The 24,313-nt window shown below is 54.4% G+C and carries 18 protein-coding genes; 8 read left to right on the forward strand and 10 right to left on the reverse strand.

What is annotated here, in order from left to right:
- The first annotated feature begins 83 nt into the window (after positions 1-83).
- Positions 84-1,589 carry a hypothetical protein gene (locus tag Pla22_RS15180; RefSeq protein ID WP_146515687.1) on the forward strand — a complete coding sequence of 502 codons (1,506 nt, stop codon included), beginning with the start codon at positions 84-86 and terminating at the stop codon, positions 1,587-1,589.
- A gap of 78 nt (positions 1,590-1,667) precedes the next feature.
- Here the strand turns inward: Pla22_RS15180 and Pla22_RS15185 are convergent, their stop codons facing one another.
- Positions 1,668-1,883, reverse strand: a complete 216-nt coding sequence (locus tag Pla22_RS15185; protein ID WP_146515688.1) for a hypothetical protein — start codon at positions 1,881-1,883, stop codon at positions 1,668-1,670.
- A 198-nt stretch (positions 1,884-2,081) separates the two neighbouring features.
- Between Pla22_RS15185 and Pla22_RS15190 the strand changes: the two genes are divergently transcribed.
- Positions 2,082-3,545 carry a sulfatase family protein gene (locus tag Pla22_RS15190; protein WP_146515689.1) on the forward strand — a complete coding sequence of 488 codons (1,464 nt, stop codon included), beginning with the start codon at positions 2,082-2,084 and terminating at the stop codon, positions 3,543-3,545.
- A gap of 114 nt (positions 3,546-3,659) precedes the next feature.
- On the opposite strand, the gene Pla22_RS15195 is transcribed toward Pla22_RS15190, so the two are convergent.
- Genes Pla22_RS15195 through Pla22_RS15205 form a run of 3 tightly spaced genes read right to left on the reverse strand, consistent with a single transcriptional unit; the run spans position 3,660 to position 8,393 of the window.
- Positions 3,660-6,017 (reverse strand): 4Fe-4S binding protein, encoded by a 2,358-nt coding sequence (locus Pla22_RS15195; RefSeq protein ID WP_146515690.1) that lies wholly within the window; start codon positions 6,015-6,017, stop codon positions 3,660-3,662.
- A gap of 2 nt (positions 6,018-6,019) precedes the next feature.
- A complete protein-coding gene (locus tag Pla22_RS15200) occupies positions 6,020-7,081 on the reverse strand; it encodes a non-reducing end alpha-L-arabinofuranosidase family hydrolase (RefSeq protein ID WP_146515691.1) in 1,062 nt (353 codons plus the stop codon).
- Between the two features lies 1 nt (position 7,082).
- A complete protein-coding gene (locus Pla22_RS15205; RefSeq protein WP_146515692.1) occupies positions 7,083-8,393 on the reverse strand; it encodes an FMN-binding protein in 1,311 nt (436 codons plus the stop codon).
- Positions 8,394-8,757: 364 nt separating this feature from the next.
- Here Pla22_RS15205 and Pla22_RS15210 point away from each other — a divergent pair, with 364 nt between their 5' ends.
- Positions 8,758-9,597 (forward strand): ABC transporter ATP-binding protein, encoded by an 840-nt coding sequence (locus tag Pla22_RS15210; protein WP_165440693.1) that lies wholly within the window; start codon positions 8,758-8,760, stop codon positions 9,595-9,597.
- A 53-nt stretch (positions 9,598-9,650) separates the two neighbouring features.
- Here Pla22_RS15210 and Pla22_RS15215 read toward each other — a convergent pair whose 3' ends face one another.
- From Pla22_RS15215 to Pla22_RS15225, 3 genes are all read right to left on the reverse strand, one after another.
- The gene (locus Pla22_RS15215; RefSeq protein ID WP_146515694.1) at positions 9,651-10,964 is read right to left on the reverse strand and encodes a tetratricopeptide repeat protein; all 1,314 of its coding nucleotides are present in this window, start codon (positions 10,962-10,964) and stop codon (positions 9,651-9,653) included.
- A gap of 182 nt (positions 10,965-11,146) precedes the next feature.
- Entirely contained in the window at positions 11,147-12,577 is a 1,431-nt protein-coding gene (locus Pla22_RS15220; protein WP_146515695.1) for an FG-GAP repeat domain-containing protein, read from the reverse strand.
- A 533-nt stretch (positions 12,578-13,110) separates the two neighbouring features.
- Complete coding sequence (locus tag Pla22_RS15225) at positions 13,111-13,962, reverse strand: RluA family pseudouridine synthase (RefSeq protein WP_146515696.1); 852 nt, start codon at positions 13,960-13,962, stop codon at positions 13,111-13,113.
- 397 nt (positions 13,963-14,359) lie between these two features.
- Between Pla22_RS15225 and Pla22_RS25540 the strand changes: the two genes are divergently transcribed.
- A complete protein-coding gene (locus tag Pla22_RS25540; RefSeq protein ID WP_207310390.1) occupies positions 14,360-15,310 on the forward strand; it encodes a hypothetical protein in 951 nt (316 codons plus the stop codon).
- 47 nt (positions 15,311-15,357) lie between these two features.
- Positions 15,358-16,221: an ATP-grasp domain-containing protein gene (locus Pla22_RS15235; protein WP_146515697.1), complete on the forward strand. Its 864-nt coding sequence runs from the start codon at positions 15,358-15,360 to the stop codon at positions 16,219-16,221.
- Between the two features lie 136 nt (positions 16,222-16,357).
- On the opposite strand, the gene Pla22_RS15240 is transcribed toward Pla22_RS15235, so the two are convergent.
- On the reverse strand, positions 16,358-16,936 hold the full coding sequence (locus tag Pla22_RS15240) for a hypothetical protein (protein ID WP_146515698.1): 579 nt from the start codon (positions 16,934-16,936) through the stop codon (positions 16,358-16,360).
- A gap of 227 nt (positions 16,937-17,163) precedes the next feature.
- Between Pla22_RS15240 and Pla22_RS15245 the strand changes: the two genes are divergently transcribed.
- The 3 genes from Pla22_RS15245 to Pla22_RS15255 all read left to right on the forward strand — a co-directional run bounded on the left by Pla22_RS15245 (position 17,164) and on the right by Pla22_RS15255 (position 21,890).
- Positions 17,164-18,702, forward strand: a complete 1,539-nt coding sequence (locus tag Pla22_RS15245; RefSeq protein WP_146515699.1) for a carboxypeptidase M32 — start codon at positions 17,164-17,166, stop codon at positions 18,700-18,702.
- A 141-nt stretch (positions 18,703-18,843) separates the two neighbouring features.
- Positions 18,844-20,760: a hypothetical protein gene (locus tag Pla22_RS15250; RefSeq protein WP_146515700.1), complete on the forward strand. Its 1,917-nt coding sequence runs from the start codon at positions 18,844-18,846 to the stop codon at positions 20,758-20,760.
- Complete coding sequence (locus tag Pla22_RS15255; protein ID WP_146515701.1) at positions 20,757-21,890, forward strand: hypothetical protein; 1,134 nt, start codon at positions 20,757-20,759, stop codon at positions 21,888-21,890. Before Pla22_RS15250 ends, Pla22_RS15255 begins: the two co-directional genes overlap by 4 nt.
- Positions 21,891-21,939: 49 nt before the next feature.
- On the opposite strand, the gene Pla22_RS15260 is transcribed toward Pla22_RS15255, so the two are convergent.
- Together Pla22_RS15260 and Pla22_RS25710 are read right to left on the reverse strand one after the other, a co-directional pair.
- A complete protein-coding gene (locus tag Pla22_RS15260; protein WP_146515702.1) occupies positions 21,940-22,950 on the reverse strand; it encodes a DUF1573 domain-containing protein in 1,011 nt (336 codons plus the stop codon).
- Positions 22,951-24,126: 1,176 nt separating this feature from the next.
- Positions 24,127-24,313, reverse strand: a 187-nt coding sequence (locus Pla22_RS25710; RefSeq protein ID WP_456239039.1) for a hypothetical protein, incomplete at its 5' end; no start/stop codon positions are given.

Raw genomic sequence — 24,313 nt, forward strand, 5'->3', positions numbered from 1 at the left:
CAAAGTCCCCAATCACTTCAGATAAGTCAAGTTCGCTACAATGGCTTCTGCGATATTTGCTTTCGTATTCCTGGGTGAAATGCATGAGACGTTCTTTGAGTTGTTTGGTGGTTTGGTTGGTTGTGGTGGGTGTCGCTAATGCGATGAGTCCTTTGAAGTCTGGATTTGCGGAGCGTGATATTACGCCGGAGATTGGGATGGAATGTCCCGGCGGCTATGGCAAAGCATTTCATCGGGTTTTGCATGATCCTTGCAAGGTTCGTGCCGCAGTGTTTGATGACGGCGAGAAACGAGTCGCCATCGTTTGCGTCGATGCGTTGGTAATTCATCGTGTGCTAGTGCATGCTGCTCGTGAGCGAATTCAAACGAGGTGCGGAATCGAAGCAGGAGCGATTCTGATCCATGCAACTCATTCGCATTCGTCGGGACCAACGGGGATGATTTACCCGGGCGAATATGATCATGCATCGCCGATGGTCCAAGATCTGGCATATCGTCAATCGTCCACCGCAAACTTGGACTACGTTCAGCATGTCGAAAACCAAATCGTCGACTGTGTCGTCGATGCGGATGCAAATCGCGAAGAATGCACCTACAGCATTGGTCGCGGTCATGAAGAACAAGTGGCATTTAATCGTCGCTTTTTCATGGCCAACGGGATCACTCAAACGCACCCGAGGCCGGGTAACCCAGACATTCTTGGCGTCGCTGGTCCGACTGACCCCGAAGTGGGAGTAATCGGCGTGTGGGACCGCGAAGGCAATCTCGAGGGTTGTATTGTCAATTTCGTCTGCCATGCAACGACCAGTCCCCCGGGAATATCCGCGAACTACATCTACTTCGTTGAAAAGGTAATTCGCGGCACCTTTGGCGATGATTGCGTGCTCGTGTTCCTGGCTGGTGCCTCAGGCGATGTCACTCAGGTTGACAACATGGCCACGCAGGTGGCGCGTGATCCCGCGGATTCGTCTCGCTTTGTCGGCGGCAGTGTCGGTGCCGAAGCGGTTAAGGTGCTGCTTCGCGAACCTCGTGGCGATAACGCGAACTTGGCGTTCCAATCGAAGTTGCTGATTATAAAGCGTCGCCCGCCAAGTGCCGAACGAGTGGCTCGTAGTCACGAACTTGTTTCGCAAGAACCCAGTGCGGTTGGAAAGACAGTTTGGACGTTTGCAAAAGAGATCGTGCTGCTCGATGCGAAGCTCAAGAAGGAACCGGAAGTCGAGGTTGAAGTGCAGGCGATTCAAATCGGCCCAGCGGTGTTTTTGACGGACCCGGCGGAGTTCTTTTGTCAGTTTGGGTTGGATATCAAAGCTCGCAGTCACTTTCCGTTTACATTTCCCGTTTCGCTTGCCAACGGCTGCGTAGGCTATGTGCCGACTCAAGAGGCCTTTGGCAAACGGGGCGGAGGCTACGAAACTCGCTTGACCAGCTACAGCAATTTGGAAATCACCGCAGGTAGTCAAATGGTGGATGCCGCGATCGAGCTGGCGTCGGCTTTATCGCCCGGCGAAATTCCCAAACGCAGTCCTGCCCCACCCTTTCGCAGCAGCGCTTGGGACTATGGCTCGGTTTCACCAGAGCTGGATTGAGTTCACGCCAATCGTGTGGTTTGATCGCGTCATTCACGGCGCCTCGTATGTGTCTTGGGACACGAAATCTCAATCTGGCTAGTCAACGGGTTCGCCGACGGCTTTGTTGATCAGTAATGATGAGAACGCGATGGCGACGAACAATGGAAAGGTATGAGCGAGCATGCGAAGGAAGTTGGCGCGACCTTCGGTGATGCTGTCGGTGATCAGCGGCAAAACAAATGAGGCAAGCATGGCAGCGGTCAAAAGAGCTGCGTTGGATGCAATCAGTGTGCTTTTCTTTGCGCGGTTCATGGGGTTGATCCGGAGGTGCGGGCGAGTCTTCAGAAATCATAGCCACTCACGCTGACGGATGCGAACCGAAGAGACGAGCCGCTCATCGGGGCCAACGTAGTGGCAAACGTGAGTTAGAATGAGCGAGCGTTGCCAGTATTGGTGGTCGCAGTCGAACGCGTCTTTTGCAGTCTTTCTACTCTTTCGAGTCAGTACATCATGCTAACTCTTCACCGATTTATCCTTGTCGCGTTAGCATTTGCCGCACTTTCGCCTGTATTGAATGCGGCGGAGCGTCCTCACATCGTTTTCTTATTGGCGGACGATCAGAATACATTGTCGGCGGGGTGCTACGGCAATCCGGAAGTTCAAACTCCACAGATGGATCGGTTGGCAAAAGATGGCGTTGTGTTTGATCGGCACTACAACACAACATCCATCTGCATGGCCAGCCGCGCAAGTATTTTCACCGGGATGTACGAGTACAAGACGGGAACGAACTTTCTCCATGGCGACATGAAGCAGGAAGTTTGGGAACGTTCCTATCCGGTGCTGTTGAAAGAGGCAGGCTACCTAACCGCTTTCGCGGGCAAGTTTGGGATCGAAGTCGAAGGTCGTGGTCTTTGCGAAGTTGACTTTGATCTGTGGGGCGGAGCACCCGGGCAATCGTCGTACGTCACCAAGAAGAATGAATCGATGGCGAAGTACGCGAAAGAGTATCCTCATTCGACGCTTTCCTACGGAGCGTTCGGGCAAGATGCGATTAAAGAAGCGATCAAGCAAGAAAAACCGCTATGCCTGTCGATCAGCTTCAAGGCTCCTCACAAACCAGCCACCCCCGACCCACGGTTTGATCACGTTTACGCCGGCAAGTCGTTCACCAAGCCCGCGAACTTCGGCCGCGAAGCAGGCGAACACCTTGCTGCACAAAGCAAGTTGGGGCGTGAGTTCCGTCAGTTCACTGAATGGAAATACGACACGGACTACGATGGTGAAATGGCGAAGTACTTTCAACAGGTTTACGCCATTGATGTGGCCGTGGGGATGATTCGCGATGAGTTGGACCGGCAAGGCATCGCTGACAACACCGTTATTATTTACACCAGCGACAACGGGTACATTTGCGGGTCGCACGGATACGCATCCAAGGAATTGCCGATGGAGGAGTCTTCGCGTGTGCCACTGATCGTTTTTGATCCTCGCAGTCCCACCTCGGGGAAAGAACAGCGATGTGCCGCACTGACTGGGAACATCGACTTCGCACCAACGATACTGGAACTTGCTGGATTGCCAGTCCCCGAAAATATGGACGGTGTCAGTCTATTGCCGCTACTGAAGGACACGACTGCGGACGTTCGAGAACAGTTGGCGTTCATTAACGTTTTTGATCTAAAGACAAGTTGCTTGAGCGTTTTTACCAAGCAGATGAAGTACACGTATTGGTGGTATTCGGAACCGCAGATGCCCCCGTCGGAGGAACTGTTTAGCTCTGATGCTGATCCTTACGAGATGGTTAATCTCGCCGGCAGTTCGGGGGCAGAGATCTCACTTCGTGACATGCGAGCTCGCTATGACGTTGAACTTGAAAAGTGGAAACGCAACGCGGTTCCGTACAACGATTACCAACGGTATGGAGTGTTGTTCGACCGGACACTACCGCCGGCTGATAAGGTAATTGAGTAGTCGAGAAGGTCGTTGTCGCGATGAGTGATTCGAGTTTGTTCGCTGCTCACGATGGTCGCAATCGACACGCGTCGCCACCTAATTTCATCGTAGCGAGCGTAATTGAGTGAGTGATCACTTCATTTGACGGTCTTCTTTGCCCTCACCCGCTTCGACCACGATGGCGGAATGTTCGAGTAGCTTCTCGGCCTTCACGTTAACGGCGTAGCAACGTGTTTGGCAAAGGCCGCACCCGACGCAAGCATCCTCTAGGACGATGGGAGCTAGAAATCCGGTGCCTTCGATGGGCAGACCATTTTCGTCGGTCTGCGTTCCCACCTGGGTGTACTCAATGGCGTGGTAGCCTGCGGCGTTGCACTCCTGGACACACAAATCGCAATCACCGGTGCCGGCATAGGGCAAGCAGGTGGCTTCGTTGACGATCGCTAGCCCCATTCGCGTGACCTTCTTTTCCTCGATGGGAAGAGGCCGAATGGCGCCGGTTGGACAAACTTGACCGCACGCATTGCAGCTCGATTCACAACCAGCCCAGTCAGCGTTCACCAACGGTGCCCACAACCCTTCAAGTCCCTGCTCGAATCCCTCGGGCTGCAGCACGTTGTTGGGGCAGGCCTTGAAACACTCGCCGCAACGAATGCACATCTCCAAGAACTCTTTTTCTGGAACGCTACCCGGCGGTCGAACTGGACGCACCGAATCAGGATCGTCGAGACTTGCGCCAAACGCTTTGGCCGTTGCAGCAATCGTGATGCCTCCGACCGATGCGGCCGTGCCGCCTGCGGCCAACGAAAGAAATCCGCGACGACCCAGCGCGGTTTCATGAGTGGGGGGATCATCTTCGATCTTCAGTTCCACCACGTTCCATCGCTCAACAAACTTGATCGCATGGGTGGGGCAAACGCCGCCGCAGGATTGGCACATCGTGCAGTCCGACGTCCGAGTCGTGAAGTCGGGCTTGATCGCATCAAAGGGACATATCTCAACGCACTTGTTGCAGTTGATGCATGACGATTCCACCTTTCGTTCGGTCACGCGAAACAAATTGCCTAGTGAAAAAACGGCTCCGCTTGGACACACGTACTTGCACCAAAATCGGGGACGAAGGAAACCGAGGCCTAACACGGCGGCAAACATCACCAAGGACAGGACCTGGCCCCAACCGATCGCAGGCACCAAGTGCCAACCACGCGTCGATCCACTGACCAACGGGTCCACCGCGAACAGCATTGCCCGAGTGATTACGGGAATCGCAGAGAACAAACCCGACACTAAAACACCGCAAACGGCCGCCACCAGCGTGCCCGCGAGCAAGTAGTACTTGATGTGAACCCACCAGCCATCGCCGGGAACTCGAAACCGTTTCGTTCGACTACCGATTGCCCAGTCAAACAAATCAATGGTCGTTCCGAGCGGACACAGGTAGCCACAGAATCCTCGCGGGATCAAGACGCAAACGATAAGGATCACCGCAGCAAACGCCAACGACCAAACCCAACTGCGTGACGCGATCGCAGTCGAGATGCTGACCAGCGGATCGATGATCAAGAACGTTTCCGCGTGGACGATCTCTTTGTCGGCGAGATTATTGGCGTAGTGAGACGGCCACGCTTGAGGTTCTCGTTCGTAAAGGCGAAACGATCCTGATCCGGTGAAGAACGCGTCCATGACTTCAGGTGTCAGTTCACCCTGTAAGTTCAACCACACCTGTTCTCGTCCGCCGCCGACCTTCTCGAACGCAGCGATGCACGTCACGTCTTCATCGCGAGATGCAGCCCGTGCGATTGCTTCATCGGCGACGTAAAGCGTTCCTTTTCGATCGTTAACCCAATCGTCGGTCACGCTTGAGCTTTCCTCGGACGATTCGATATCGTCTGATGCGTTGTTGGATTCAGGCGACCGTGCCAGAACGAAATATCCAGTGTCCTCGTCAATCGTTTCGAATGCCCAGTTCGACGACGTGAGCGGCGGGGGCGCGGGTTTGGCGCTGTAGGGCCAGCAAACATAAAAGAACAGCGCTAAGAAAGTGACCAAGCAAACGCTTTGGCAAACTCGGCGCACGGGTGATGCCAACCAAGATCGTCCCAAACGGCGCAAAGTTTTTCGAAGCAGACCTCGACGTTTAGTTACATGTTCGGATTGAACCCATCGCGGAGTAATCATCCGCAGAACTCGACCGGGAAGTGTCCATGAAAGTGCCAGGTTGCTCTTGCGTTTCCGCATGGTCGGAACAAACCATTCCATCCGCAACAGTGCTCGCGAACGGCCAAATTCAAACGTCGTCAGGAAGATCAGAACGGCCGAAAAGATAAGCACGCCGGCGATCGAGAATGCAATTTCAATTCGATCACCAAAGACTTTGTGAAAAGCGTCATGCTTCGTCAAAGCGGCTGCAACGATTACCGATCCGAGCAAGCACATAGCAAAGGCCAGCACGCGGTATCGGGCACGTCGAAGAGTTCGGGAGTTGAGCATCGTTAGCTTCCTTGCAACATAAGTCGACCCAACCGCCACCGAATTTGGCCGTAGTCAGGCTGTCGATATTCCTGGTCGTTAGCACCTTGGAATAGAAGCTCTAAACCGTTGGGATCGACTTCAAGATGCTCGTTGATACCCATTCGGATGAACTCACCGTGGCTGTAGGAAGTCGACCACGAATCGCTTTGATTCACAACGTTCTTGGGCGAAACCAAAGGATGTTTCGGCGTAGCAGCCAACGGTTTCCAAGGACCATCAAGCGAGTCGGCAAGAAATCCTTTGAAGTAGCGACGTTGATCGCCTTGAGCTTCGACCACGGTCAAGAATTGGTTTCGACCGTGTAGCGAATACGTGTGGCTTGCTTCGAACAGGTCAGCTTTTAGAGCGACCGTGGGATCTGTCCACGGACCACTCGGAAAGCGATCAATGGCGGTTCGTGATCGCCACATGTGTCCGTCGAGTGTGGTGAAGAATAAATAAGCGTTTGCGTCATCGCATATTACCCAATAATCGAGCCCGGCCCTGGCCCCTTCCTTCACGACGTACAAAGGCTCGGGCAAGGTCCAGCCGGCGGGGTTCGTGATGTCGGGATTGGTTGAATAACACGGTCCGTACTTCAATTCGCGAGTCGAGTCTTCCGCTTGATAGACAAGGTACCACGTTTGGTGCGGTTCAAAAAAGAAGATCTGGGGAGCTCCATGGTATCCCATGGTCAGATCAAGCACGCTCCAATCGGCATCGACAGCGTCGTCCCAATCCTCAAAGGACAGGTAGCCAATACGAATGCGACCGTCGCCTTCAATCTGCTTACGCAGCGTACAAAACAGATGCCATCGGCCGTCGTGCCGGACAATGCTGGGGTCTTTGATCGCTAGCCAAGGGTGATCTTCCGAAGGCGGAAAGCGTTGGGCATTTACCGATAGAAACGGTCGAGTGACGGTCCAGCGAAAGTCGCCCGTTTGAAACGGGTCGGCTGACCATGACGGGCAAGCCATCCCCATGACGGCACCCATCAACACCCAAGTTCGCAACCAAGCCATCTCAGTTCGCAACCAAGCCATCTCAGTTCGCTCCCCGAGCTAGTGCTTTCGCGGTGGATGCGATGATAGCTTGGGAGGTGATTGTCGCGCCGCTGGTGCCATCGACATCCTGAACGCCCTGTTGAGCAAGGATTTGTTTGGGAGTGTCGCTAAGTGCGGCGTAGAATTGCTTTTCTCGATGGTTGGTCACTCGAACTTGAGTGATCTTGTGTGATGCGACCTGAACTTCCACTTCGAGTTGACCGTTGTAACCCATGCTTGACGCGGTGTAGGATCCATCCGCAACCCGCTGCACGTCTGCCTTTTCGGACAACTCAATTGCTTCGATAGCGTCTTGGGCCCGCCCCTTGTACCGGGCTAAGTACTCAGCATTTCGAGCTTGGTTGCGGTCAATGATTTGTTGGTAGTAGTTGACCGCTTGGTCCATTTGTCCGGCGCCTCGAAGCGCGTCGCCCATATTCAAGAACGCTTCGTTGAACACGCTCGACTTGCTGTAGGTTCTCGTCAGGCTTGTTGCCCGTTTTAGTTCGCCCATGTCACCAAACAATTTGATCGCACTGAAGTGCAGTGACTTTCCACGCAATTGAGACATCGCCATCGGCTTGCACCCGAGTCGCCAATAGCATTCGGCCAAGAATATGCCTGGCGGGCCTGTGGCGGACACATTCGCCTTTTGAAGCCAGTACGCGGCGCGGGGATAGTCTTGAAACAGAGTGAAATACATATCGCCCAACTTTTCCATGTCGCGACGAAGCAACTTTGAATCATTTTCGTGCAGCTTCATGCATTCGTAAATCAGTTTAACCCCCGGTTTCCAACGCGACTCGTTCGGATTCACTCGTCCCCAGATGTACTGGCCCACGTTCTTAGATTCGTTCCAGGGGCCTTCTGCCTTCATGGGCCAAGCAAGTTCAAGCGACTTCGGATGATTGAGCTGCGTCGAGGCTAGCCAATCTGGATCGGTGCTGCCGACGGACTCAATGAAGGCGAGAACTTCCTCTTTCGTGCGAGTGACCTCGCCATCCGACCCGGTCGCAGAGTCGTCGGCATTGGAGCCGCCCGCCTCGTTCAACACAAATCGTTTTCCGTTGTAAGTAACGGCTTGAACCTTGTCGTAGCTGTAAGTGCGTTTGAAAGTCTTTCCACCGATTGTCGAAGAGAAATCAAACTCGCGATCGGATTTGCGAATCTCGAGGATTTCTCCCTTCATGACCGAACCATTGGCGAACTCGATGGTGTCCTGAGCGAAGGCTTGGACAAAAGAGGTCAAGCCACAGATGGCAACGATGGCGGCTACGCGAAAAGATAAAGACGACGCGGAAAGGCATAGCATGGAACGGTTCCCATGGAGAGAAGTTTGATAGTTCCCAAAGATTGTATGCGATCAAACCTATCTCGTAGGACGCGGGGCACCGTTTTCGTTGCGAGTCGTCACAGACTTAAGACGCGAAGCGGATTGCAGTGTGATGTCGATTATTGAACCGGTTGCAACCAGTCGTTTTCCAGGATTCCCAAGCACGTTGGTCAGGGGTGTCGCCCTGCAAAATAGCGTGCTGCTGGTTCGCGAGAAGGCTCGCAGAATGTATAAACCCGCGGAGATGCAGACGGACGGTTTCACCGCCTCGATTTCGATTCTTGAATGGAAACGATCGATAGCCGCTTTCAACCACAAGCCTCGCTTTTCAGATGGATAAATTTTGACTTTGAAAAATGACGACGCACCGCTGTTATTGGACCTCCAGGAGGTCACGGTTTGGCGCGAATCGACTTGTATTCTCGATAGCATCTCGCTCAACGTACCGACGGGCCGACATACAGCCGTGTTAGGTCCCAACGGATCAGGAAAAACGTCGCTGTTGAAGCTATTGCTGCGGCAGTTCTATCCGTCGATCACCAAAGATGGCCACCAAGGACGCGTATTCATTCTTGGCCAAGAAGTTTGGCACGTTGATGAACTGCGTCGAAAGATGGGCGTGGTGTCGTCGGCGTTGGACCAGAACTTTTTGCATGGTCGAACCGGACGAATGACGGTCACGCAAGCAATCGCCAGCGGGTTTACGGCAAACGAACTTTCTCATTTCGGTCCGCGAATGACACTTGAAGTCATTCAGGCGGTTGATCAGGCGGCCGAAAGTCTGGGAATCGCGTCACTGCAGAAGCGTCAATTGCACACACTTTCCACGGGTGAACGTCGGCGAGCGTTGATCGCCCGAGCGATGGTTCATCGACCTTCCATCTTGGTGCTAGATGAGCCAACCAGCGGATTGGACATCGCGGCTCAACATTTATTGCTGGACCAATTACGCCAGTTGGCGTCGGAGTCCGATTTAACGATGTTGTTGGTCACCCACCACATCGAAGAGTTATTGCCAGAAATCAACCACGTGGTTTGGTTGAAGTCGGGGCGAGTGGTGTTCGATGGAAACAAGCGCGAAGCAATCACCGAGGCGCGACTTAGCGGTGTGTTCGACGTTCCCATCGAGGTCAACCATTCGGACAGCGGATGGTATTCGGCGAGTATCGCTTCGAGCAGGTGAACGGGTTTTGAAGTTCAGCGTTATGAGGAAACGCAATGGCAACTTAGGCGGTGCTAACCGCCCAACGGTTGGCCTTGCAATACCGATTCGATGATGCGTTGTTCGACTTTCGCCTGTTCGAAAGCTCCACTTTGCAACATGTATCGCAGCAACGCTTGGCGTGGTGCAAGATGACCGGGATTGACTGCCATAGCTTTGGCGTACCATTCCGGACCGCCTTGCCATTGGTACCGATAGTACTTTTCCGCGATATCCATTAGCTGAGCAAAATCCATTCTCGATTCTGCTGCGAAGCTTTGGAACCGCAGCAGATCCAGCATTCCGTTGGCTTCCATGAACGCTGCCATCGCATTGGCGTGACGTTTGTCATCGCCTTGTCGCGCATACGCGACGGCGAGTTGGTAGTTCAACGGGCCGTTTTCGGGAAAGTGTTTCATCATTGGCTCTACGAACTCGATGATTCCTTCGGCATCGCCAGTGCGAACGCCCTGCTCGCCGATCAGGTAGCCAGCTCGATAGATTGACGGGTCTGCTTTGGCAATTGGTTTAAGAGCTTCGACCGCATCATCGCGACGGTTGAGCACCCAAAGCGTCTCACCCAAAGCCAAGCGAACATCAACACGCTCTGGCAATTGCAAATGAATCGTGCGATAGGTTTCGTACGCTTCTTGATTTCTGCCGAGTTCTTTCAGGAGTGAAGCGGAGGCAAAATGCGATTCAATGAACCGCGGTTCTAGAGCGGTAGCTTGAGCGAAATGATCCAGAGCAACTTCGCGTTTGCCGGTTTGTTGAGCAGCGATACCTCGATAGAAAGACGATCGCGGGTCAGAAGGATCGATTGATTGCCAGCGGGCGGCGATTTGATCCGCCTTTTCCGGCATTCCCGCAGCAAGGTAGCCGATCGCGAACGCGTCGAAGCTTGCTGAGGCATCGTCGGGAGCATCGCTGATATACTGGTACAACAGATCAGGAAATTGGGGAGCGGCACCACCTTGCGCTAGCACCAGTTTTCGTTCGCGGTCAATTAACGCGGGGTCGCATCCCATCCCCAAGGCTTGTCCTAGCAACCGATTCGCTTCGACCCAGTTGCCACTCATTCGAGCGATTCGGCCTCGCATGAAAAACGCGTGTTTGATTTGAGGTCCCCACCAGGGATAGCTCTCGACGTGCACCGTCGCTTCCTCAAAGCGTCTTGACCTGATCGCTGTTTCCGCCGCGCGAATGCTTCGCTGAGGTATGAGCCACCAAGCAGCAAACACCACCAGCACGATCAGGCTGGCGACAGCAGCAACGAACGTCCATCGCTTGCGATCAAGTTTTGTCGGCGTGGTGGGGTCGTGATGGACGCGGGGGGCAGGCTTAGGCATCAATCCGGGTGATTCGAGAAAGCTGGGAGAGCGTAGAGGCGACGCCGCATCCGCAGACGATGTTCTGACGGTTGCAGCGGATAAAGACGGCCGAAATCGCGTCGCCGCGAATTCTATAGATTACGTCTGAGTTTGATTTCGGCTTCGTTACCTACGGCTTCGTTACTTACGGCTTCGTTTGGTTACGGCTTTGTTTGGTTACGGTGCACCGTGATAGGACGAGTGATTTGTGAATCACTAGGGAAATGTCCCGAGATGAGATCCAAGTCACCGTCGTCGTCTACATCATTCAACACGCAAGATCCCCAATCGCATCGGTCAGATTCGATGATATGTTTGGAAAACTTTCCGGCGTCTTGTTCCAACCAAACGATGCCATCAAATTGCACGTCCGGACAAGTGTCCATGAACGGTTGGCTTAGCAATGCTACCGCAGCGATATCCATGTCGCCGTCCAAGTCAATATCGCCGGCGACAGCACGATACACGCCCGGCATGTTCATGATCGAATGATGTTTGAACGGGTATTCACCAGTGTTTTCGAGCCAATGAATCCCGTGGAATGGTTTGCCCAGCGCATCGTCCATCGTGTCGCCATTGGTATACAGGATGTCTAAGTCACCGTCGCCGTCCATGTCCGCGATGTCGATTCCGCTGGATCCATAGGAAGGATCGGGCGCTTGGTAGATCTGCTTGCGCACCATCGTTGAGTCACCGGAATTCAGGTGAACTTCAATGGCCTCGTGTTCTTGAGCAACCAGAGTCACGATGTCGGGTTTGCCGTCTTGGTTGATGTCGACTACGGGAACGTGAACAGCACCATTTCGATCATCGATAACCTTCCAATCGAACTGAGGGACGCCGTTTTTCAAGCCCTGGTTTGTCAGCAAGTGAATCGAGCCAACGAAGCGAAAGCCAAACTCGGCCACGACGAGGTCCTGGTCACCATCGCCGTCGTAATCGAGCGGACGAACATCACACACTCTGGACATTCCCAATCGCAGTGCTATTCGTTGCCAACCCGTAGGCGTTTCGTGGAACCACCACAACGACCCGCGAAACGTTTCCGCTGGATTGAAACTTCCCAAGTCGGCAACCACGTAGTCGACCTTGCCATCGCCATCCAAGTCGGTAGGTTCCGCGTGAGCCGGGTCAGCAGCCTCGCCAATCACTTCACGTTGAAAGTTTTTTCCGTCGAACGAAGTCTTCCACACGAGACCCATCAGCGTATCCGTTTTCAGGAAATTCGCTGGCGCAAGTGAGCGAATATGAGTGACGCATCCGAATACATTGGAAGGCTCCGGTGCCATCTTAATTTGCTTGAAGAGACGATCAGGCTGCGAAGGCATCGCGGTACCAGAGAAATCGTAGTCCGGTTTCGCATGGCGTTCGAACCACGCCACAGTTGCTTCGACATCGGAAGGCACTAAGTCGTTGCGGCCCGAGTCACCATAGATACGAAAGCCCTGTTCGACCTCATCTCGCCATCTCGAGACTGGGAAACTTTCGGGTTGAGGGAAGACGTGGCACGCTCCGCAGAACGTCGTAATCGCAACATCGGAAGTCGGAGCCCTCGTATCCAACGCAGCAGAGTTGGCTTCGACTGCCGCCACGGTTGAATGTGATTGAATTCCAAGGAGCAGTGCGATAAACAGGAGCGGCGCGATAAAAACGTGCAGTGCGAGAAACAGCGATGCGAAATGAGAGCGATCAATCTTATGGATTGACGCCCTTGCGAAAAAAATTTCCAAGTAAGTCGCCTGTGCGTTGATGGGACGTCGGAATCCGGTCGAAGTCTAGCGACAATCACAGAACCCGCAACGGTCGAAAAATCTTGTCCAATGATGGACTAACCACAGGAACCACTAAATGTTCTGCTGTAAAAAAATGTTTCGTCGCTCAAGACAGCATCACCGCCCGCGTGAGGTCGGCATCCATCTCCGCCCCGCGCTAACATTTCGAAGACTTGCGTCTCTCGGGTGCAAGCAAGTGCACGGTGCGTAAAAGAGGGCGAAGGTTTGGCACTTCACGCTTTGCTCACTGGTGATGAATAACGCTAAATAGCAGTGGTAATTTTGAGTTTGCTGGAAAGCAGTTGCCTTGGAACCATGGCCGTAGCACGGCTGCTAGTGGTTGACTGCCCTTGCTAGATGTCCATGCCGGCTGGCAAGGGTGCCGTGAAGGACATGCGTTGATTCGTTTTGGGATGCTTCAGCGTCAGGCTCGATGCGTGTAAGCAAAGTCGCTCGATCGGATTGGTTGTCGCGCCGTACTTGGCGTCGCCTGCGATCGGGTGTCCGATCGCTGACATTTGTGCGCGAATTTGATTCTTCTTGCCTGTCTTGAGCTGAATGCGAAGCAGTGTATGAGCGTCATGCTGCTTAACAGTTTCGTAGGAAAGCGTTGCCTTGACCCCGCCGCTGTTTTGGGAATCGGAAGCGTGAACGAGCAATCGTTCGTCTTCGCTAAGGAAGTGCGTTAGCGTGGCATGGGGTGGATCGGGAATGCCTTCCACTAACGCGTGATAGAACTTTTCCGAGGCGCCCCAATTATCTTTGATCTTCTTTTGCGCGGCTTCCGTTTTAGCTAGCAGTAACACGCCGGAAGTATACAGATCGAGTCGCTGAACGATGAAGCATCGCTGCCGATGTTCCGATAAGGCTTGATTGACGATGGATTCCACCGTGCGATTCTTTTCTCGCTTGTGGCCGACGGTGAGCAATCCGTTGGGTTTGTTGAGCACAAAGATGCTCGCGTCTTCAAAGAGGACCTCGAACGGGAGGTCTCGCACGGCCGGTGCTCGTTCGTTGCGAATTTCTACTGCATCGTCCGGCCCGACCTGAGTGTCGTGCTGGGTTGTGGAGACACCGTTGACATGAACGAGACCGCTCCGCAGAACCTCTTTGACTCGCGTTCGCTTGGTGTCGCTTTGCACCGCGATCAAATGAACAAGCAAACCGGTCGGTTGGCTGGGACTGGGCAACCGTCGTGCGGCCATGGATGACTCGTTGAGCAATCAATAGGAACTAGGAAAATCAAAACCGTCAGTCGTAGTCTGACTCGACCGGTTCGCGAACAGTACTTCGCTTAGAACCGCAGAGCAACCACTGGCCAAAGGAAGCCGAGCCATTGCCGCAGAAGCCGATCGTTTCGCCATTTGTGTTGAATTACCAAGATTCACCAAAAACAGTTAAGGCATTGAGGTCGAGTTCTCGCAGGTGCCGGTGAAGCCATTGTTCACGCTCAATTTTGCCAGATTGATGTGCATATGTGCATGGCATGGCGTTTTCCATGGCTTTCAAGCTCTGTTTCGTTGGCGGCCCGCCGTTTAGCAAAGTAGGTTTAAAGGCGCGCCTATTGAAAATGTGCCCCGTTCCACTTCTCTGGTACCAGCAATGAACGTTCCTCAATCCTCTCAGTCAGAACCATCAACCCCGATTGACGGTCTGGTCGAAGAGTTACGTAGCGGCAACTTAGAGCGTCGTGACTTCCTTCGCCGCGCGGTAGCAACAGGCGTTTCGTCGGCGATGGCTTACTCGTTGCTTGGGCAAACCAGCGCGTCAGCTCAGAACATGACCACCCAGGCGTTGGGTGAGGAAACGGCGTCGCCGCCTCATTCCTCGATGCCGCAACCCTCCCTGCCGCATACTTCGCCTTCGCCTTCACCACCACATTCTCATCCGACGACGATGGCTGTGGGCGAAGAAGACAGGCCGATTCCGCCGAGCAACGTAACCACGCGAGCTCTGGGGGAAGAATCCACCACCGGACCTCCTGCGACAACGGCGCGCGTGGGTGAGGAAACGTCCGCGACCTACACGTATGGCGAAGGGCCACCAACCGCGACGACTCGTGCGATTGGTGAAGAAGGGAATCCGCCGACCACCTACGCGGTAGGTGAAGAGGAAATCACGACAACAACCCGCGCGATCGGCGAAGAAGCACCTCCGACAGCAACAACGTACGCGGTTGGCGAAGAACAGCCGCCTGTCTATACGACCCAGGCATACGGCGAAGAACAACCGCCGCAACCTTACTGCGAACGCAATCCAACGACGCAGGCCTACGGCGAAGAATCGCAACGGCCAGTGACGACTCAGGCTCATGGTGAAGAGCATTCAGCAACGACCTTAGCCTACGGTGAAGAAGGCCAAACGCTTCCTCCCCCAGCACATCATGATGATCACGGACATCACGATGATCACGGGCATCACGATGATCATCGTTCAGGAGGAAACGGTTCAGGAGGAAACGGTTCGGGACGCACGATCAACCCTGGTCGGCGAATCGAATCGACAATTCGGAACCAGATTCCCAAAGTGTGGAAAAGCTTCCGTCGGTGGTAGGCCTGGGGCTACTACCGTGAATCCTGATCATTGGGCAATGTGAATTGATGTCTCAGTCGCTGTTATTAATCGTGGGTGGTGAATCCGATCCCAATACGCAGCGTGTCGTCGATCAGGCTCACCTGCGAGAGGTTTCGTATTCGTTTTGGAATACGGATCGCGACGATGCGCATCGAATCGCTTGGGATTACCAATCGTCGCGTTTGGACCTGGGGGATCAAACGATTGACCCGACGTCAGTCTTCCTTCGATATAACGTGTTCGAAGGTGATCCCAAACGGAACATTGCAGCATTTGAAATGATCCAGGCGTACGTATTGGCGTGGCGATCGATCAAAGTGCTCAATCGAAGAACGATGACCGACGGCAATAACAAATCCAAGAACCTGAGGTTGGCTTTGGATCTGGGGTTCCAGATTCCCGAGACAGTGGTGATGGGTGATCTAACGCCATTGTCGAGCATCCCCGAACCAGATCGTCGTGCGATGAAGCCATTGAGCGGTGGAGCTCACACGGTCAGTGTTGGCGACGTTCATCAAGACGTCGAGAAGCTGGCTGGCTACGGGCCAATGTTTGTTCAGGAGAAGCTTGCCGGTGAGAACTTGCGGGTCTTTTCGATTGGCGGAGAATTGTTTTGCTTCCACTTGCAAACTCAATCGCTTGATTATCGCGACGATGCGAGCGTGGGAGTCGTGCAGGTGGACGTTCCCGAGGAAATACGTGTGCTTTCGGGTGAACTAGCAAAACAGATCGGCTTTGATTACTGCGCGCTTGATTTTCGATGTCGAAGCGGCATGGACGATCCCGTCTTCTTAGAAGTGAACTCGTTTCCGATGTTCGTTCGGTTTGATGACGCCGGTCAGAATTGTCTGGCTGACGCTATGTTGAAGTTTTTGTGCTTCGGAGCGTAACAACGCGAGATCTGGACGATAGGTATTGCGTGCCAGTCGTCGGACGCTTGAAGTCATCTTCAGACTTTAGGTGCCAGCGATAAGGTGTCAGCGCTCAAGCGGCATTTCGCTGTCGCATTACGATACCGCTAGCGAATCAAGGTACGGTGATCGTGCAGACGACTTCGGTGTTGTAAGTCCCCGCTGGAACAACGTCGAGCGATGATTCGACAAAGCTAAGGTCTAGCCCTATGACCGCGCTACCTGTGCCGTCGGACATCGCCTGTACGAAGGCATGTTCGTTGTTCTCTCGTACCGACGCCGTCGCGTTGGCTTGTGTGATTTCCCAGTTCGCGAGCCCTGTTGTGGCGGGAATTGAGATACCGATTTGGGCGTCCACGTTGACATCGGCAAGGGTTTGATGCGTGAACGCTCCCACGAGAGCGAAATCAACGATCACTCCATCGTCGGCGTTGCTGTGCACGTTCCAAAGCTGGGTTGGAAAGGCGTTCGATCCAGCAACGAGTTCGAGGTTGACGATGTCCGTAGCGGGAGTCGTCGTCGCGACGCTCTCGGGAACGTGAACGGTGAACTTCTGCAATGCCGTGTCGGCGTAGCCATGGCAGGTTGCCATGCCGATCGTGATCGCCGCAGCAATCCGCGATAGTTTTGCGAAAGAAAGGAGGCGGGACCGAGATCCGAGTCCAACGCCAACGATAAGATTCTGCCCATTCATGATTCCCAGGATGATCGGGCGAGAGCCTATGCTCAATCTGAACCTGTTCATATTTCATCGTAGATCCTTGACGCGATCCAATCGAACCGGTTGTGCGGGCTGTTCGGCCAGGGAATCTGTTGAGCGGCACTCGTTTCGCTACCACTGGCCCATTGGCTGCCTGAGTCAGGCTTCAAAATTACGCGCGATGCTTAGCGCGCCGCTCGAAAATCGCTAGGTTTGAGCTCATGAATACTGACCAACTCAAAAACATTGACCAACAGAAGTTCGACCGGGTCTGCACGATCGCGCGTGAAGCGATGATGATTCAGACTTCGGCAGATACCCTCGAATGGGACGAACGAACTCGGATGCCTGCAGCGGCAGGCGACTATCGAGCGTCACAGGTTTCGCTGCTGCGAGCTGAAACGCACAAACGACGCACCGACGTTGAGTTTGGCGGATTGGTCGAAGAACTTTATGAAACTCTAGATGACAAGGACGCGCACGATGACGTGACTGCGACCATCCGAGGCCTGCATCGAGACTTCATGCGAGACCGCTGTTTGCCAACGGAACTGGTGCGTGCAACTTCGGAAGCGACGGTGCGCGGACAACAAGCTTGGGATGCTGCTCGCAAAGCAGATGACTTTTCGTTGTTCCGAGATTCGCTGCAACGAGTCGTCGATCTCAAAAGAGAGAGTGGCAATTTGATTGGCGCAGCAACGCAAAGGTCTTGCTACGAAGCGTTGTTGGACGAATACGAGCCTGATGCGAAAGTTGACCAATTGCAGGCGACCTTCGATTCGCTGCGAGGACCCCTCGTTGAATTAATCGCCGCGATCGCCGATGCACCTCGCCAGCCTGATGTCTCGCTATTGGAAAGATCCTACGACATTGATGCTCAGCGGGCTTTTGGTACTCGAGTGTCTTCGGCAATTGGGTTCGACTACCAACGCGGCCGCCTCGATGAAACCTCGCACCCGTTTTGTACCACGCTGGGGCCGCGCGATATTCGAATCCTGACCCGCTATGAATCGAATTGGTTGCCGAGTGGATTGTTCGGCACGCTCCACGAAGCAGGACACGGGATGTACGAACAAGGGTTGCGTGATGATTGGTTTGGATTGCCACCGGGTTCGTACGTATCGCTGGGAATGCACGAGTCACAGTCTCGGTTGTGGGAAAACCAAGTGGGGCGAAGCAAGGCGTTCTGGAGCTGGCTGTACGCGGATGCTCAGAAAACGTTTGCGTCGAACTTAAGTGACGTGCCTTTAGATGATTTCTATTTCGCGATCAACACGATCCGCCCCAGCCTGATCCGAGTTGAAGCCGACGAAGCGACCTACAACTTACACATTTTGATTCGATTCGATTTAGAGCGTCAGCTAATCGAGGGTGGACTTAGCGTTGACGAATTGCCGGAAGCTTGGAACGCTCGCTACCAAAACGATCTCGGCGTCACGCCACCATCAGACGCCAACGGAGTGCTGCAAGACGTTCATTGGTCGGCGGGACTGATTGGTTATTTTCCGACTTATACGCTGGGCAACCTAGCATCGGCTCAGTTGTACGATGCGGCGGAAGCGTCGTTGGGGGATTTGTCGAAGATGTTCGAAAGAGGCGAATTCGCGCCGCTTGCCGGTTGGCTAAATGAACACGTCTATCGTCACGGGCGGTGCTTCTCGGGGTTGGAATTGGTCGAAAACGCCACCGGTAAACCACTGTCGGCAGAGCCCTTGATTGCGTACCTGCGTGGAAAGCTCGCACCTCTCTACGGGATCTAGAATCCCTAGCGGGGGGAGGAGGCTGCGGGGATGATATTGCGACGATGTAAGTGATGGGGGCAAGGGTGGTATGCGGGACGCCAAAGCCGCGTTTTCGATTACAATCGCGGCAGACGTTTTTTCCCAGTCCAAAGCAAGTTCATGAACGCGATTCCCTGCCCACGATGTGGCGACCCTGTCCGAGTTCCCCCGGTTGAGATTCCTGATGACGCAATGCTGCGATGCACTTGGTGTCAAGAAACCTTTGCCGTAGCGGAGCTGAACGAAAAGTTGCCACCGATGCTAGACGTCCTGGCGTCTGATGGTTCTGTCCTTCCGCTAGAGCAATTGGCGGCCGCGGCGACCGGCATAGCGGCCGCGGGAGCGGTCGCTGCATCGAAGTTGAAGAATGGGCTGAGCGGTGCGCCGGGCGATGACTTGGGCGGAATCGCAGACTTGGAATCAACTCCGCCGTATTCAGCGGACGACGAAGGTCAACTCGATTTGGACGTTTCCGGTGATGATCTGGCTGGCGGCAATCCAGCCGGTGGCAATATCGCGGTCGGACATTTGCCCGGTGATGAGATCGAGGATCCTTTCGAGATTGCTCACGAAACCTTGGTCGAAGACACGTGGCAAGAAGGTGAAACGCCTGCAGAAACCGATTCGTTGGATCCGGCTCAGGCAAACGATTCGAGCGCGGCGGCGGTTCAAGAGGACGCCGATGGTCAGCTTGAGATGGTGGAAGAGTTTGATGTCTTCACCGACGATGCCACGATCGCCGCCGATGCTGTTTCGGATGATTGGCCCATCGAGGTACAGGCCGCACCGACGAATGACTTTGGAGCGTCGGAAGTCGCACCCATGAAAGTCAAATCGCGAGGTCCACGTCCGCAAAAGAAAGGCGACTCGCCCATCGCTATGGTTGCCAAGGTGATTGGTGGTGGATTGATCGCGGTTCCGATTGGTGCTGCGATACTGACGTCGGTCGGAAAGCCGTTGCCAATTGATTTAGGTTTTTGGCCGTTCGTAGGTGATTCCCAGACTAGCTCGATTGGCGGTGGCAATCGTGCGGCATTGCCTTCGCCCATTCAGGACCGACCAAGACCTCAGCCATCTCAATCGCAACGACCGGGACCTCAGACGCTTGAATTGCCCGCCGAAGTGGCTGCCATCAATGCCGAGATGGATCAAGCTGGCGAGCCCGCGGACAATTCAATTAGTGGACTTGGATCGCCCTCGGCCAACGAACTTGAACTTAGTGGCGATTTGGCAACCGATTCGTTGGACGTACCCGACTCGGGAACGTCGGGGTTTGAGGCTGCCGCAGAAGCAGGCAGTGAAAACGCAGCGATGGAGATTCCAGATCTGGCGGGCTCCGATATCTCTGATCCGCTCGAATCAACTCCCCAAGAGATGGAGTTGGCCGAGGATGGTGAAGACTTTCCCACGTTAGGTCTCGACAATCCTGCTGACGAATCAGTGGCTGCGGCAGACAAAATGCCGGCAGGTGACGAACTATCGGGCGATGATCTAAACGGCGATGACCCAAACGGCGATGACGCTTTCGCGAACGATGATGTGTTGGGGGACGCTCCGCCGAAACCTTCGTCAACGAACTCGTCGCTTTCTGCTTCGTCCATCGAGGCACTTCAATCGGCAACGCAACAGCTAGACGCCGCCTTGTCTGTTCCCGATTCTAAGAAGCAGCGATATGCTCTTGCCGAGGCGTACAAGAAAATCGCGGAGGTCGCCAGCGACTTGCCACTCGTTCCGTCAGGAAACGAACAGGTTGGCGAATTGTTTGCCAAGATTTTGAATTCTGATGCGAAGGGTCTTTACGCGAAGAATGCTGGCGCGTGGATTCGTGCTAAAGTTCGCAAAACTGACGGTATTCTGCTGCTTGGAAAATCGGGGGCCAACAGTCAAGGCAAGACCATTGTGTTTGATTCGGGAAGCATCGTGTCGATCCAGGGCGATACAGTGTTACCCGAAGGACGCGTGATCGCGTTGGGCAAAATCGTTGACGTGAGCGAAACACCTCGCGTCGAAATCCTAGCTGTGGAGTCGGCTGAGTGAGTGAAGAAATCGGGGGAGAACTAGATGCAGAACATCATTCGCAACCGCAAGCTAGTTTGCAACCGCAAGCTGATTCGCAAGCGGATCGAGAATCGACTGGGTCTTTGATCGACACACTTCTTTATGGGATGTCGATTCCCGAACGAACCGTACGCAGCACGTCGGCGATCGTTGGCGGAATCGTCGGTGAGTCGGCGGCGAGATTGATTCCTGCTGCCTTTCGCTCGTCGAAGAGTTACGACGTCTTCATCCAACAAGCGCTTGACGTGATGATTCACGACGTAGGCGGAGTCGCCAAGCCGGGCGTCGCCAAGTCGGGTGACGGCTCTAACGGGCATTCCACCTCTACACCCGAACAAACCACAGACGCAACCAAAGCCGATGCGGCCCAGGAATCGCAACTTGCTCGAAAAGCGATTGGAAGTCTGCTTGACGTTGCTGGGGGAGCGACGCTTCACTTATCACCGATGACCGTCTTGGCGGTTTTCAACGACGTGGCGTACGGTTCGAGCGTGTACCTGAACAAACTGACCGCGGAACTAAAACGGGAAGGGGTGATCGACGAGTCATCGACGATTCACCATGCCGCGGACTTGATCGAAGCGATGCGGTCGTCCAGCACGCGGGCTAGCGGAGCACTTGAGGCGCCGCCGATCAGCATCGACGCGATGCAACAAACCATTGCCGAAATCAGACAGGAAGTCGCGAAAGTGGATCCGCGAACGTTGCTGCCTCAAGGAGAAATAGAACGAATGTGGCTGGAAATGGAATCTGCCGCCACCGCGTCGGACGCGAGTTTGTGGGACGTTAGCGCCACGATGACAATGTTCGCCATGAACCGTGTCACACTCACCACCCGCGGTGCGTTGTCGAGTGTACGGGTGGCGGGGAACCTGCTCGACGAGCACTTGGTCCAGCATTACTTCGACGCGTTGTCGGAAATCCGCGAACAAGGGCTCTACGAAACTCTGTCCAATGCATCCGCTCCTTACGTCGAAGCGGTGTGGCAGAATTTTGAAGCGGAGCGAGAAACTTGGACCGTGGAAATCCTTACCGGACGAGTGTTCGGCAAGGCGTGGAGCCAAGTACGCGAGTGGTGGTCAAGCGACGGTGAAGAACCAAAGAATTGATGCTCCGACGTCGTTCCCGCGTCGCGTTTCTCGTTCCCGCGTCGCGTTTCTAGTTGCCGCGGATGTCGGCGGTGATCAAGCCTTTGGCCGTGACGGACTGTTCGCCAGTCGTTTTGATCACCAATGAAGCCTTTTGCGGACCGCCTTGATTGCCGGTGTAGGTCAATCGAGGTTCAATCACGTGCATCTTCTTCGGCTCAGTCGAAGGATCAAAATCCACGTCCCAACCTTCGGCGGTAATGGAGTCGATCTCGAAAGCGGTCTTTCCGATCAACACGAACCGTGCCGAGACTTGTTCGCCTGGCTTGAGCGAACCGAGGGCAAGCGCCACCGGCGAAATTGTTAACGCGCTCTCGACATTGCCAGTGACCCGAAGCGGTACTTCGGGCATGTTGCGATCGTTCGTAACAACGACCAATTCGTCTTGGAACGGGCCGGTCGGTGCGTCTTCACGAACGTCGACGGTGATCTCGTAATTGACCGTCCCGCCACGGCGTACCGTTTCTTTCAAAGTCGGCATGAGCCAAGGGCGATTGCTGCGGATGTCAACGATTTGCCAATCGGAACGCCCGGCGTACAGGACCTTGGACGATTTAGTGGCAACGTCACCCTGGGAAACCTGGCCGAAGTCAATGGATCCGGGGTGAAACACCATATCGCTGCGAATGTAGCCGTCCACCTTCAGGCGAATCTCGCTGTAAAACGGCTGGTCCATCACTAGCGTCAGCGTCGCCCCTTTCTTGCCACGGAAGGTGTCCGTGTTGAACTTGGCTTTAATGAACCCCGTTTGACCTGGTTCCAGGTAGTCGTTCAAGATCGTGGGAGTGGTGCATCCACATGACGCGCGAATCGACTGGAAGTGCATCGTCGACGAAAGCGTGTTGGTTACCGGAAACATGAACTCCGTCTTCGCACCCACCGCGACCGTTCCGAAGTCATGATGCTGGGTAGGGAAAGCCGCGTCGTACCAGTTTTGGCCGCTGGCAACGATCGGATTGACGACAAACGTAAGGGCGCAGACGACAAAGGGCAGCAAGGCAACGCCGATGCGGTTCAACATGGGGATTCCCGGTGGGAAGGGAGGCAACTTTGAGAGAAGATGGGAAGACGCTATCTCCTATGATAGCAAAGCAGGCAAGATTGCTAAGTAATTATCGCAGCGGGCTACTTTTTCTCCCAGATTCAAAGTTACCAATTCTTTTAATGCGAACAACCGTAAAAACCGCAAACTTGGGGGGGAAAGTCAGTGACAACGGTCGGGTATTGCGAGGCCGCCGCGAGGGGGCGTAAGTGTTACCGACTTAGCTTTGGTCGTAGAACCCGCCGGTTTTGGACCAAACTGACAGCGGAGCTGCGCATGATTCTTACCGCATTGATATCGGTACAACTTCACCCGCCCCACAACTGCACGTTGCTCCCCGCTTCTTTGACCAAATTCGCTTCTTTGACCAAATTCATCGTACCTCGCTTCTAACCCGCCTCCATTTACACCCAAGTTACTTGGTTCGCAATCGATGGACAGGTGATTGAAGCAGATTTTCCAATCAGAGCAAAAGCGTGATGGGACCCTCGTGCTGCTCAAATGCCCCCCGTGTCCCTACTGCAAACGCACAGGTACTCTCAATAGCCATGGCTAACTTCGCAGTTACGACGAACAGAATTACAAAACCAAAGCCGTTCGTGCCGTTAGGGGATTCTGCAATAACCGAGGTCGTGCGGCGGGGGTGCGTCAAAACGTTCAGCCTTTGGGTCGCCACCAAAGTCAAGCGACTCTTCCTGGATACCCAAGCCCTCAGGCGGTCTCTCCACCTTGCGGCCACCAATGTCAGCAAGTCCAAGGCGTTTGCGTCGCTTGAATGCTCCTTGAGCGATTCCGCGACCTTTCGGATTTGGAAACGCTTTGTCATTGCGTAATCGACCATCCGACGCGAGTGGTGTTTCGCCGCCTCCCCGTTCACTCGCTGAGGCTCGTTCGCAGTCGCTACCGTACTCTATGAGCGGATGACGGCATCGTGCCTACGTCGCCCGTTCGGTCGCTCCGGTGCGTGCAAGTGTGCGCGGTCGGTTGCGTTTGGCGGCATCGTGCCGAAGTTTGCGACGACTTCGTGTCGTCGCCGGGCAGTCCTTTTCGATTGAAAACCGAAAACCTAGCCTGACCCTCGCGAAGCGTTTTGCTCGCGAAGCGTTTTGACCCTCGCGAAGCGTTTCCCTGACCCTCGCGAAGCGTTTCCTGACGCTAGCCTGACCCTTGCGAAGCGTTTCCTCCCTGGAGTGCGGGGTGCGTGAATGCGGAATGACGAGTACAAGAGTTCGGAGTGGGGAATACGCTGAGCTCGAAAGGCCAGCGGGCGTACATCTTCATGATGTGCCACAGAATCGGTCGGCCGCCAATTTCAACCATCGGTTTGGGCCGGTACTCCGTC

The organism is Rubripirellula amarantea, assembly GCF_007859865.1.
Lineage (GTDB): Bacteria > Planctomycetota > Planctomycetia > Pirellulales > Pirellulaceae > Rubripirellula > Rubripirellula amarantea.

What these genes read in the sequence shown, in the direction of transcription:
- Pla22_RS25540 (WP_207310390.1), top strand. Translation starts at nt 14,360, where the DNA reads ATGAACGTTCCTCAATCCTCTCAGTCAGAACCATCAACCCCGATTGAC.
- Pla22_RS15195 (WP_146515690.1), bottom strand. Translation starts at nt 6,017, where the DNA reads ATGCTCAACTCCCGAACTCTTCGACGTGCCCGATACCGCGTGCTGGCC.
- Pla22_RS15205 (WP_146515692.1), bottom strand. Translation starts at nt 8,393, where the DNA reads ATGCTATGCCTTTCCGCGTCGTCTTTATCTTTTCGCGTAGCCGCCATC.
- Pla22_RS15260 (WP_146515702.1), bottom strand. Translation starts at nt 22,950, where the DNA reads ATGTTGAACCGCATCGGCGTTGCCTTGCTGCCCTTTGTCGTCTGCGCC.
- Pla22_RS15190 (WP_146515689.1), top strand. Translation starts at nt 2,082, where the DNA reads ATGCTAACTCTTCACCGATTTATCCTTGTCGCGTTAGCATTTGCCGCA.
- Pla22_RS15180 (WP_146515687.1), top strand. Translation starts at nt 84, where the DNA reads ATGAGACGTTCTTTGAGTTGTTTGGTGGTTTGGTTGGTTGTGGTGGGT.
- Pla22_RS15185 (WP_146515688.1), bottom strand. Translation starts at nt 1,883, where the DNA reads ATGAACCGCGCAAAGAAAAGCACACTGATTGCATCCAACGCAGCTCTT.
- Pla22_RS15215 (WP_146515694.1), bottom strand. Translation starts at nt 10,964, where the DNA reads ATGCCTAAGCCTGCCCCCCGCGTCCATCACGACCCCACCACGCCGACA.
- Pla22_RS15245 (WP_146515699.1), top strand. Translation starts at nt 17,164, where the DNA reads ATGAATACTGACCAACTCAAAAACATTGACCAACAGAAGTTCGACCGG.
- Pla22_RS15235 (WP_146515697.1), top strand. Translation starts at nt 15,358, where the DNA reads ATGTCTCAGTCGCTGTTATTAATCGTGGGTGGTGAATCCGATCCCAAT.
- Pla22_RS15225 (WP_146515696.1), bottom strand. Translation starts at nt 13,962, where the DNA reads ATGGCCGCACGACGGTTGCCCAGTCCCAGCCAACCGACCGGTTTGCTT.
- Pla22_RS15250 (WP_146515700.1), top strand. Translation starts at nt 18,844, where the DNA reads ATGAACGCGATTCCCTGCCCACGATGTGGCGACCCTGTCCGAGTTCCC.
- Pla22_RS15200 (WP_146515691.1), bottom strand. Translation starts at nt 7,081, where the DNA reads ATGGCTTGGTTGCGAACTGAGATGGCTTGGTTGCGAACTTGGGTGTTG.
- Pla22_RS15240 (WP_146515698.1), bottom strand. Translation starts at nt 16,936, where the DNA reads ATGAATGGGCAGAATCTTATCGTTGGCGTTGGACTCGGATCTCGGTCC.